We start from the raw sequence: 10,901 nt of genomic DNA on the forward strand, positions 1-10,901 counted from the left end.
CAACAATTTAGTTAAAAAAAAGGCTGCACGGGGCAGCCTTTATAGTTAACGTAAATTCTCAGATTTTGGTCTAGTTCAGGTGAAGCGTGTAGAGCTCGAAGCGTGTGGAAGCAAAGCTCCAGTGCGACGACGACGGGTGAATCTCTACCCCGTCCTCATCCATAATCGTTACAGCAAACCCTTCGCCCTGGTTCAGGGGCTCCGTGAAATGCTTTACCGGGTACACCTTCCCTTCCTCAATCCACTCTTCCGGCTCGAAGGCTGGCATCGACGCATCCACACACTTTGCGTAGACGGCCATATAGCTTGGGGGTACGAATAAATTAACCATGTTAAGTAAACTTTCCTCTAATATAAATAATTCCTGCAAACCAGGAAACTATGCGCCAGATTTTAACGGCAGACAGGAAATGAAGCACAAAAAGCGTGCCTCCCGCGCTGTAAACCAGAACAGCGCCATAATTTAAGTTAAAACTGATGCCCGCGCAGGATTTGGCAGCTTAACTGGCAGATGTTCCGTAAGAATAAGTTCAGGTTTCTACACACTAAAAAAACAAGCTTATGGAGGCATCTGCAGCACGAAACACAACCGGAAAACGACACACTTTTACCGCCGCCCCACGGGTATGGGGGCTCCAAACTATCTTCGTGAACCTATACTTCGCCGCCAACCCCGATGGCTCCTGGGTGCTGGTGGATACGGGCGTGCCCGGCTCTGCAAGCAAGATAAAACAGGCAGCGGCAGAGATCTTCGGGCCTGACAGCAAGCCGAGCGCCATTGTGCTCACCCACGGGCACTTCGACCACGTTGGTGCTGTTAAGGAACTGGCAGAGGAATGGGACGTTCCCGTGTACGCCCACCCGATGGAGCTGCCGTACCTGACCGGGCAGTCCAGCTACCCGCCGCCAGACCCAAGCGTGGGCGGCGGTGCCATGGCCTATCTGTCGTTTACGTACCCTAAAAAGCCGATCGACATCAGGAACCGCGTGGAGTTGCTCCCCCCGGACGGCAGCGTACCGGGCCTGGAGGGATGGCGCTGGGTGCACACCCCCGGCCATACGGCGGGGCACGTTTCCCTGTTCCGCGAAGAAGACCGCACGTTGCTAGTAGGGGATGCCTTCGTGACGCGCCATGGCGAATCGGCCATCGCCGTAATGACCCAGAAGCGCGAGGTGCACGGGCCACCGGCCTACTTCACGCCTGATTGGGGCTCTGCCCACCATTCCGTGGAAACCCTCAGCAACCTGAACCCGGAGATAGCCGCCTCGGGCCACGGAATGCCCATGCAGGGCGAGGAGCTACGGCAGCAACTCGATCGGTTGGTGCATGATTTCTGGCTGGTGGCCGTGCCCAGGCACGGGCGCTATGTACATGAGCCCGCCGTGGTAGATGAGTATGGCGTGGTGTCGGTGCCGCCGCCGGTCAGCAACCCGGTGCCTACTGTGCTGGCTGTGGCAGGTGCCGTGGCGCTGGCGGGTGCCGCCTGGGTAGCCCTGAGCAAACGAAGTAACGACAAGAAAGGCGATGGCGACTACCGCATGAAGTCGCGGCACAGCATGGCGCGGCGGCCTTACTCGCATAACCGCGCCCTGCGCGATACCCCACCGGATTACGACATCCCAACGGAACATACGAATAACTATCCTTAAAACGCAAAAGGGCCAGGATGATACTTCCTGGCCCTTTTGCGTTTATACTTCTTGCTTCATTAGCTGCCTGGATGGTTCTTCCTGCCCGAGCCGCTTTTGTTTCCGCCGCCGTCTTGCTTGTTCACGGTCGCCCAAGCACGCTTCTCTGCTTCTTCTTGGCTCACGCCGCGCTTTTCGTATCCTTCCTCAATGTGCTCGGCTTTGCGTTTCTGCTTATCGGTGTAAGCAGATTTATCTCCTCTTGGCATTTTCTCTCCTTTCAATTAAGTGATACATCTGTTCCGCATCCTCTGGCTCACATCAGTGTACGGGTATACTTCACAAAGAGATCAGAATTATACTTTGCCCTTGCTGTAGCTCTGTAGTAGAAGTATAAACTAGGACTGGCGCTGATGGAAGTATAACCGGAAGGTAGAGCCTTTCCCAACTTCACTCTCCACCTCTATTTTGTCCTCAGAGTTATCCAGGATGCGCCTGACAAGGTATAGCCCCAGGCCCGTGCCCTCCACATGCGTATGCAGGCGTCTGAACATCGAAAAGATCTTTTTCTTGTGTTTTTCATCTATGCCCAGACCATTATCAGACACCGACAGCACACACTGCCCTTCCTGCTTTTCCGTTTTGATTCTGATAAGCGGGCGGCGCTCAGGCGAGGCGTACTTTATGGCGTTGGAAACTAGGTTGAAGAGGATGCTCCGCAGGTTTTTGCGGGAATAATTTAAGTAACCGAGAGCCGAAAAATCTTTCTCAATAACGGCGTTGCAGGAGAAGATAAGGTTCTCCAGGCTGTCTTCCACATCCGTCATCAACTCCTCTAACTGCACCTTCTCCACCTGGTGCTCCTCATACTGCACCCTGGATATATCCGTCAGGTCTAATATGATGCTGTTCAGGCGGTGGATGGATCTATCAATGCGGGTGATCACCTCCTGGTGCTTCTCCAGGTCCGGCCCCAGGTCCGACTTCAGTAAAGAGACCAGTCCCTCCAGGTTGGAGATGGGCGCCTTCAGGTCGTGGGAGGCGGTGTAAACAAAGTTGTCCAGGTCGGTGTTGATCTTGTGCAGCTCCTTGTTCTTTCGCATCAGCTCCTCGTTCTTCCTCTTCTCCGAGTTGTCGCGGGTGATCTTGGAGAAACCAAGGAGCTTTCTCTCTGCGTTGTAGACCGGCGTGATGATCACATTTGCCCAAAACGTGCTGCCATCTTTGCGTACGCGCCAGCCTTCATCCTCAAAGCGTCCATCCTGTAGGGCTTTGCTTATCTCATAGTCTGTATATTTTTTCTCCCTGGCATCCTGGGTATAAAAATTGGAAAAGTGCTTGCCTATGATTTCCTCTGCCTTGTAGCCTTTTATCTTCTCGGCACCCCGGTTCCAGGAGGCCACAATGCCGTCGGGGGTAAGCATAAAGATGGCATAATCCCGCACACCCTCTGTTAGCAGCCGGGCCCGCTCTTCGCTATCCCGGAGCTCCGCCATGGTCCTCGAGAGTTTATCTTCCAGTATCTTCCGTTCGGTAAGGTCGCGCGTAATCTTAGAGAAGCCGATCAGCCTGCCATCCTCGGCGCTGCGAATGGCCGTGATGATCACGTTTGCCCAAAACTTAGACCCGTCCTTTTTCAGGCGCCAGCCTTCCTCTTCAAAACGGCCATGCTCCTGGGCATACTTTAGTTCCAGTTCGGGGTGGTTGATGCGTAAAGCTGCCTCCGGGTAAAATTTTGAGAAGTGCTGGCCTACTATCTCCTCTGCCCTATAGCCCTTGATCTTTTCGGCACCGGAGTTCCAGGTTAGTATGATCCCAGTTGGGCTCAATAGAAAAATGGCGTAATCATGCACCCCCTGCACGAGCAGTCTGTACAGATCCTGGTTATCCGACAGTAGCTCGGAGGAGTCTTTGAGAATGTGGTTTTCCTTGCTCATTTAAGAAGTTGGCCAGTTTCAAGCTGGCTGTTAACACAAAAGAAACACATGTTTAGAATAGTGATAATACTAAAACTAGGAATGAATGTTCGAACGAAAAAAGTATGAGGTAATTAAATATCCAATTCCTTTATATTGTGCAAAAATTACACGTTACTGACTCAAAACAATCCAAATCCCGTGTAACTTCAGGTCGTTGTCTTGTTTTCCTGTCCCCGTCCACCCCGCTTTCTTCTGCACTTATTTACGTATCTTTGTGCTATGATTTCGATGAGGCAATTGTTTCTGCAGAACGTGGCGCAGACATCAGACTTCCCGCTGATGATAGAGGTGGAGAAGGCAGAGGGGGTATACATGTATGGCGCACAGGGCGAGCGCTACCTCGACCTGATCTCGGGCATAGGCGTGAGCAACGTGGGGCACCGGCACCCGCGCGTGCTAAAAGCCATACACGAGCAGCTGGATAAGTACCTGCACCTTATGGTGTACGGCGAGTTTGTACAGGCCCCACAGGCGCAACTGGCACAGGCGATTACCGCCACCCTGCCGGCGCGCCTCAACAACGTATACTTCCTGAACTCCGGTACAGAGGCTGTGGAGGGTGCCCTGAAGCTGGCCAAGCGCTATACCAGCCGCACCGAGCTTGTCTCCTGCCGCAACGCCTACCATGGCTCCACGCAGGGAGCCTTATCGATAAATGGAAGCGAGGGCTTCAAGAACGCATTCCGGCCACTGCTGCCCGATGTGCGCCACATCCACTACAACCACCTCCCCGACCTGCAAAGTATAACCACCCGCACGGCCGCTGTTATCATCGAGACCGTACAGGGCGAGGCAGGCGTGCGGGTGGCCAAAGACGATTACCTGCAGCACCTGCGCCGGCGCTGCTCCGAAGTGGGTGCCCTGCTGATCCTCGACGAGATACAATGCGGCTTTGGCCGCACCGGCACTTTCTGGGCCTTCGAGCAGTTCGGTGTGGAGCCCGATATTCTGCTTTGCGCCAAAGGGATGGGCGGCGGCATGCCGATCGGGGCCTTCATTGCACCGCAGGAGATTATGGCCGCCTTTAAAACCGACCCTATCCTTGGCCACTGCACCACTTTTGGCGGCCACCCGGTAAGCTGCGCCGCCTCGCTGGCTACCCTGCACACCATCCTGGAGGAGAAACTGCTGGAAGGAGTTCAGGAGAAGGCGGCGCTGTTCAAAGAGCTGCTGGTGCACCCGCGCATCAAAGAAATTCGCAACTGCGGCCTGATGATGGCTGCCGAGTTTGAGAGCTTCGAGGTGCTGAAGGCTGTCATTGACCGTGCCATCCTCAACGGCGTGCTCACCGACTGGTTCCTGTTCTGCGATAACTCCATGCGCATCGCACCCCCGCTGGTCATCACCGAGGAAGAAATTCGCGAGGCCTGCGCCGTTATACTTCGCTCTATCGAGGAGGCGACAGCAGAATAAGTATCATAGTATGTATACCCCTAGAGACGCAACACCTTGCCTCTCTTTTTATGAGTACCGGGTCCAACCACGCCTGCCCCTCCTTGTCTAAGGAGGGGAGTTTCACCCCACCCCCGCCCTCCCCTAAGAACAGGGGAGGGAGCCTGTACTTACAAGAATAAGCCCACCCCTGGCCCCTCCAAGGAAGGGAATCATACTTACTATACTTTATTGTCATCTCGAGCAGCGCGAGAGATCTATCCGGAATTCTAAAGAGGTCTCTCCCATAGGTCGAGATGACAAATTACCACAGCTATCGAATCTGATCCCAGTCCTTGGGTTGAGCGCCTTGTAGATTTCCGGTTTCGCTTTAGCGAAATTGCGGAGACCGCAGGTCAAGCAAAGGAAATGTACACCACGCGATGCGGGAAGACGAGCCCTCCCGGGCTGGAGGGAGCCAAAGTATAAAATGCAACTGTAGGCAAGTAAGTCTTGAGGTTCAACAGGAGTTTGGAAGTATAGCTAGGTTCAGGTTAAAGCAAGCAGAGGCTAAGAAAAAGCACAAGCGGACGCTTGCGCTAGAGAAGTATAAAAATATAGCCCAAGTATAAGTATGGCTCTGTGAGCCAGTCGGGTTATAAACCCGACATTATAATAGGCACGGGCTGCAAACCCGCGCCAGCGATAATATAAAGTATAAAAGTATAGCTCAAGTATAAAGGCACAGGCGAACGCTTGCGCCAGAGTAGAAGGTGGCTTTAAGCCTGCAAGCGCTATACTTTCGCCAGCTGAAAGCTGACCCCATGCAAAGCCACGAGCTGAAAGCGCGCGGCAGGAAAGTATGCTTTCTCTCAACTCATCCCTAACGACAAATCACGAACAACTACTAACCAACTCCCCCCCTGCCAGCAACCGCAGCACCAATTGCACGTAAAAACCGGGGCTATACTTTCTCCCAGGGTATAGGAAAATCAACGGAACCTTATGGAAATAGCCCTTGTGCTGACACTGCTGGCGATTGCTATCGTGCTGTTTGCCACTGAGATGCTCTCGATCGAGATCGTGACACTGCTGATGCTCATCATTCTGGCAGGCGCGCGCATCATCTCTGCCGAGGAGGCTTTTGCCGGCTTCAGCAGCGACTTCATTATCATCATTGCTTCCATCTTTATACTCAGCGCTGCCCTGCAGGAGACGGGCATACTTGATTTCGCCGTCGTGCGCCTGGCGCGGCTGGCCGAGCACAGTTCCAGCCTGATGCTGCTGATTATCATGGTCGTGACGGGCTTTGTTTCGGCGTTTATGAACAACACCACCGTGACGGCCATGTTCGTTACGCCCTTGGTAGGCCTTTCCAAACGCATCAACACCAATGCCTCCAAGCTGCTGATGCCGCTGGCCTTCGCAGCCATACTTGGCGGCACCTGCACCCTCATTGGCACCTCCACCAACGTGGCCGTGAGCGGCTATATCGCCAAGACGGGCCTGTCCCCCATTGGCATCTTCGAGATTTCGGGCGTCGGGTTCATAATTTTCCTGGTCGGGGTAGGGTACATGATGACCGTCGGGCAGCGCCTGCTGCCCAGCCACGAAGACCAGGAGCTGACCGAAGAGTATAAACTGCAGAAGTACCTGACCGAGATTGTGGTACAGCCAGAGTCGCCGCTGGTGGGGCAGCTGGTATTCGCCTCCGACCTTACCTCGCTCAACTTCCGCATCCTTAACATTATCCGCGGTAAAGATAACTTCCTGCCCGACTTCCGCACGCGCATACGCGAGGGCGATGTGCTGCTGGTGGAAGGTGATCTGGACAATCTGATAAAGGTGAAGGAAACCAAGGGCATCGATATCATGGCGGATGTTATCCTGGAAAAGGATTTGGTAACAGACAATATCCGGCTGGCAGAGCTGCTCGTGGTGCGGCAGTCGGTGCTGATCGGCCGCACGATAAAGGAAATAAACTTTCTGCAGCGGTACGGCCTGGTGGTGCTGGCTATCTCGCGCCACGGCGAAACGCTGCGCAGCAAGATAGGAAGCATCAAGCTGCAACTCGGGGATCTGCTACTGGTGCAGGGCTCCCCCGAGCGGCTGGCGCAGTTACGCAACTCCAACAACCTGGCCCTCATTGGTGAGTTTGAGCCACTGCTCTTTAAGAAGCGCAAAGGTATCATCGCCATCTCCTGCTTCCTTGTCGCCATCCTTTTAGGCACGCTCCAGGTGCTGCCGCTTTCCATTTCCTTCCTGCTGGCTGCCCTTGCCACCATCCTTTTCAGGTGCATCAGCTCCGAAAAAGCCTACGCCGCCATCGATTTTAAGCTGCTCATACTTATTGGCGGCATGACGGCTTTCGGCACGGCCATGGAGAACTCCGGTGCGGCCGATTTCCTGGCTGAGGGCATTGTGGGAATGCTGGGGCCGATGGGCAAGCTGGCGGTGCTGGCGGGCTTTGTGGTGCTCACGGTTTTACTCACCCAGCCGATGTCGAACGCGGCGGCGGCGCTGGTGATTGTGCCGGTGGCGCTCAGCACAGCCGAGACGCTGGGCTCCGACCCCAGGGCCTTTGCCATTGCCATTATGCTGGCGGCCTCGGTGTCGCTGGTAACGCCCTTTGAGCCGGCCTGTATCCTGGTGTACAGTCCGGGCAAGTACCGCTTCTGGGATTTTATCAAGGTTGGCTCGCCGCTCACGCTGCTGCTCATCCTGGTAATCCTTGTTTTGACACCCCTCATCTGGCCCTTGTAACAGCTTGCATGCAAAGGGAGTACAATAAAAGCAAAAACCTGTACACCCATGAAAAGTATACTTTATCTCCTGCCCCTCTGTCTACTTGCCTGCTCTCCCGAGAACGAGCAGGTACAGGATGAGCACGTGCAGGTAGCCCCTCCCGCCAAAGCGCTCGACTCCATTGCCAACGTGGAGAAGGACGCTGTACGTACCGATGAGAATGTAATCGACCCTACACTGCCGCTGCCTCAGCCGGTCATGCAACTGCTGGCAGAGAGGTATCCCGACTGGGAGGTGCCAGAGATGACGGCCAGTGCGCAGCAGCAGGCAGCCGAATTTGCCAGCGACGCAGCCTTTGCCCGCGGCGATTTTGATGGCGATACCCGGCAGGACGTGACTCTGCAGCTGCAGCAAGGCAAGGACATGGTGATCGTGGCCGCCCTGCAGCCGCAGGAAGGCAAATATGAGTTGGTAGAGTTGAAGCGGGACATTCTGTTTAACGAACGCGGCACGTTGAAGAGCCCATACTACCTTTACCGCCTGCCCCAGGGCGAGCAGGTGCAGGATTTACACAGCATGAACGAGGTAGAATTGCCGCACGATGCCATTGCCGTTGGTGTCGGGCAGGAGGTGAATGCTTATATTTACCAGGATAACGGGTTTGAAAGTTTTGCCCTGGAAAATAAAGAGTGAGGTGCGCACGCCGCAAGGCAGGAGGTGAAGCTATCAGGTACTATGCCCTGCACACCAGCAGTAGCCGAAAGGTATGAACCGGGAAAAATAGCGGCTGGTAAGTAAAGAAGAATACGTATAAGCAGAGCACAAACAGCAGCTAAGGCAGCCGGCAGCAAGTATAAATCGCGCTGCAAGTATAAGCAACTACCACACCGCCCGCAGCATGAACAGCGAAGAGGCCAGCGCCAGCGCCACCACCACCCCCGCGCTAACCGCATACGTGCTCAGCCGCATCACCCTAGCCCTATCTACCTTGGACAAAGTATAAATCTGGCGCCGGGTATAGTATAGGAACACCAGCATCGCCAGCAAAAAGCTACAGAACCAGAACGTACCGAACCGCAGCAGGAACACCATCGGGTGGTAATTCCCGGGCAGGTAGAAGGCCGCCACGGCCATCAGCAGGCTTCCGTAGAGCGATAAAACGAGAAAAAGAAAAGAGTATGGGCTTTGCCTCATCCGGCTTAAGAGCAAGTTTAGGTTTGTACTTCTAGTTTATACGTGCCGGAGGCTGCTTTCTACAGCCTAAAGTATAAAGTATAAATAGGACAATTATTAGTAATTGAGCAGTTCCTGGGCCTCCCGCTTGATGTTGTCGCGCGACAGACCATCCTTCACACCCATTGTTATCTTACGCACCAGCACCCCCACAATCGTTTTCTTGAAGCCGAGCCTGGCGGCCATGTTAATGCAGAAGTCCATCTCGCTCTCGTCCACAATGCCGTCGGCCAGCATCATCTCCACCAGGTCGTAGATCTGGTCGAAGCGCTCGGAGTCGTTGGAGGGCAGTTGCGGCGCCTTCAGCTTAACATCCGACAGCAAGTCGCGCACCTCATCCGGTTTGAGGCCATGCTTTGCTCCGATGGCGATGATAAACTTCATCTCCGAAGGATCCAAATGGCCATCAACTTTAGCCAATGCCCCCAGGTTGGCGATATGGCTTTTTAATCTTTTTGTCTCTTCGCTCTCAAAAAAACCGAACATACGTTGCCTCTGTAGGTTAAATTACTTTACTTGGACTCTAATTTGTGCTGACACGGCCTGCTCCAAAAATTAGGGAACATCCTTGCCACCTAAGCCTACGAACCTCACCGCCTGGCAAGCGTGAAGTCTGTCGGTATAACATACGGTTTTCGCTATTTAAAGTCGTGTAATCGCGGCAGTTTTTATACTTGCCTTTCAAGTTATAACGACCAGGGCGGATGTCTCGCATAAATTAAACTTTAGATAACTTTCGATTTTCTATTTTTGAGTAACATTACCACAACTAACAGAGACAACAACACCATGAAGAGGATTGGAGTATTTACTTCGGGCGGCGACGCGCCAGGTATGAACGCATGTATCAGAGCAATTGTACGAGCGGCCGTTTATCATGGGGTAGAAATATATGGCATCCACCGGGGCTTCAAGGGCATGATCAAGGGCGAAATCTACAAGATGGACTCCCACTCGGTAAGCAACATCATACAGAAAGGCGGCACCATTCTGCGCTCGGCGCGCAGCAAGGACTTCGTGACACCCGAGGGACGCAAGCTGGCATACGACAAACTGATGGAGTTCGGCATTGAGGGATTGGTGTGCATCGGCGGAGACGGCACCTTTACCGGGGCCAATATTTTCTACGAGGAGTTCGGCATCCCGACAGTGGGTGCCCCCGGCACGATCGACAACGACCTGTACGGAACAGACTACACCATTGGCTACGACACGGCCGTGAACACCGCCCTCGACGCGATCGATAAGATACGTGACACGGCAGACAGCCACGACCGCGTGTTCTTTATCGAGGTGATGGGCCGGGACTCCGGCTATATTGCCATGCCCTGCGCCATAGGCGGCGGCGCCGAGATTGTGATGATCCCGGAGGCCGATACAAGTATAGAGCAGGTAGTGGACACGCTGCGTACTGGCTGGAACCGCTCCAAAACATCCTTTATCGTGATCATTGCCGAGGGCGATGAGGCCGGAAATGCCAACGAAGTGGCCCGCAAGGTGCAGGAGGAGCTGCCGCACATGGATGCCCGCGTAACCATACTCGGCCACGTGCAGCGCGGGGGTGCCCCCACCGCCGCAGACCGCATGCTGGCCAGCCAACTGGGCATTGCCTGCGTGGAAGGCCTGTTGGCGGGCCGCAAGTGCGAGATGGCCGGCATCATTAACGGCGAACTGGTTTACACACCATTCATCGACACCATCACTAAGGACAAGCTCATTAACCCGAACTACCTGAAGATGGTCAATATCCTTTCGGTATAAGTATAAGAGCCGCTGTAAGAGCCCACCCATAGCGGTTCCACCTATCAAAGCACCCCTGCCTAAGCTATTTATACTTAGGCAGGGGTGCTTTTTTGTTTGCCCAGCGGCCACAGCAGGAATACAGCCCCTACCCGCTTTCTTTGATAATCCATATTGCCGTTGTCCCCGTACAGCATCTGGGGC

General features: G+C 54.2%; 10 protein-coding genes. 5 read left to right on the forward strand and 5 right to left on the reverse strand.

The annotated features are described in order from the left end of the window. Positions 1-70 precede the first annotated feature (70 nt). Positions 71-301: a hypothetical protein gene (locus tag OH144_RS12025; protein WP_266202484.1), complete on the reverse strand. Its 231-nt coding sequence runs from the start codon at positions 299-301 to the stop codon at positions 71-73. Between the two features lie 260 nt (positions 302-561). Between OH144_RS12025 and OH144_RS12030 the strand changes: the two genes are divergently transcribed. Continuing rightward, on the forward strand, positions 562-1,650 hold the full coding sequence (locus tag OH144_RS12030; RefSeq protein WP_266202485.1) for an MBL fold metallo-hydrolase: 1,089 nt from the start codon (positions 562-564) through the stop codon (positions 1,648-1,650). A 59-nt stretch (positions 1,651-1,709) separates the two neighbouring features. Here OH144_RS12030 and OH144_RS12035 read toward each other — a convergent pair whose 3' ends face one another. Together OH144_RS12035 and OH144_RS12040 are read right to left on the reverse strand one after the other, a co-directional pair. Next, a complete protein-coding gene (locus OH144_RS12035; RefSeq protein WP_266202486.1) occupies positions 1,710-1,898 on the reverse strand; it encodes a hypothetical protein in 189 nt (62 codons plus the stop codon). 129 nt (positions 1,899-2,027) lie between these two features. Then, positions 2,028-3,566, reverse strand: coding sequence for a sensor histidine kinase (locus tag OH144_RS12040; protein WP_266202487.1), 1,539 nt, complete (start codon positions 3,564-3,566; stop codon positions 2,028-2,030). A gap of 264 nt (positions 3,567-3,830) precedes the next feature. Between OH144_RS12040 and OH144_RS12045 the strand changes: the two genes are divergently transcribed. The 3 genes from OH144_RS12045 (at position 3,831) to OH144_RS12055 (ending at position 8,417) form a co-directional block, all read left to right on the forward strand. Next, on the forward strand, positions 3,831-5,021 hold the full coding sequence (locus tag OH144_RS12045; RefSeq protein ID WP_266206337.1) for an aspartate aminotransferase family protein: 1,191 nt from the start codon (positions 3,831-3,833) through the stop codon (positions 5,019-5,021). 963 nt (positions 5,022-5,984) lie between these two features. After that, a complete protein-coding gene (locus OH144_RS12050; protein WP_266202488.1) occupies positions 5,985-7,742 on the forward strand; it encodes an SLC13 family permease in 1,758 nt (585 codons plus the stop codon). Between the two features lie 48 nt (positions 7,743-7,790). Continuing rightward, entirely contained in the window at positions 7,791-8,417 is a 627-nt protein-coding gene (locus tag OH144_RS12055) for a hypothetical protein (protein WP_266202489.1), read from the forward strand. A 186-nt stretch (positions 8,418-8,603) separates the two neighbouring features. Here OH144_RS12055 and OH144_RS12060 read toward each other — a convergent pair whose 3' ends face one another. Beyond that, positions 8,604-8,918 (reverse strand): hypothetical protein, encoded by a 315-nt coding sequence (locus tag OH144_RS12060; protein WP_266202490.1) that lies wholly within the window; start codon positions 8,916-8,918, stop codon positions 8,604-8,606. Positions 8,919-9,014: 96 nt separating this feature from the next. Further along, a complete protein-coding gene (locus OH144_RS12065) occupies positions 9,015-9,443 on the reverse strand; it encodes a tellurite resistance TerB family protein (RefSeq protein ID WP_266202491.1) in 429 nt (142 codons plus the stop codon). Positions 9,444-9,746: 303 nt separating this feature from the next. Here OH144_RS12065 and pfkA point away from each other — a divergent pair, with 303 nt between their 5' ends. Continuing rightward, complete coding sequence (gene pfkA / locus OH144_RS12070; RefSeq protein ID WP_266202492.1) at positions 9,747-10,718, forward strand: 6-phosphofructokinase; 972 nt, start codon at positions 9,747-9,749, stop codon at positions 10,716-10,718. Positions 10,719-10,901: the final 183 nt, after the last annotated feature.

Source organism: Pontibacter kalidii, assembly GCF_026278245.1.
Taxonomy (GTDB): Bacteria; Bacteroidota; Bacteroidia; order Cytophagales; family Hymenobacteraceae; genus Pontibacter; species Pontibacter kalidii.

Excerpts from the sequence above, each read along its gene's own strand:
- OH144_RS12040 (WP_266202487.1), bottom strand. The coding sequence starts at position 3,566 with ATGAGCAAGGAAAACCACATTCTCAAAGACTCCTCCGAGCTACTGTCG.
- OH144_RS12060 (WP_266202490.1), bottom strand. The coding sequence starts at position 8,918 with ATGAGGCAAAGCCCATACTCTTTTCTTTTTCTCGTTTTATCGCTCTAC.
- OH144_RS12025 (WP_266202484.1), bottom strand. The coding sequence starts at position 301 with ATGGCCGTCTACGCAAAGTGTGTGGATGCGTCGATGCCAGCCTTCGAG.
- OH144_RS12050 (WP_266202488.1), top strand. The coding sequence starts at position 5,985 with ATGGAAATAGCCCTTGTGCTGACACTGCTGGCGATTGCTATCGTGCTG.
- OH144_RS12035 (WP_266202486.1), bottom strand. The coding sequence starts at position 1,898 with ATGCCAAGAGGAGATAAATCTGCTTACACCGATAAGCAGAAACGCAAA.
- OH144_RS12030 (WP_266202485.1), top strand. The coding sequence starts at position 562 with ATGGAGGCATCTGCAGCACGAAACACAACCGGAAAACGACACACTTTT.
- OH144_RS12055 (WP_266202489.1), top strand. The coding sequence starts at position 7,791 with ATGAAAAGTATACTTTATCTCCTGCCCCTCTGTCTACTTGCCTGCTCT.
- pfkA (WP_266202492.1), top strand. The coding sequence starts at position 9,747 with ATGAAGAGGATTGGAGTATTTACTTCGGGCGGCGACGCGCCAGGTATG.
- OH144_RS12065 (WP_266202491.1), bottom strand. The coding sequence starts at position 9,443 with ATGTTCGGTTTTTTTGAGAGCGAAGAGACAAAAAGATTAAAAAGCCAT.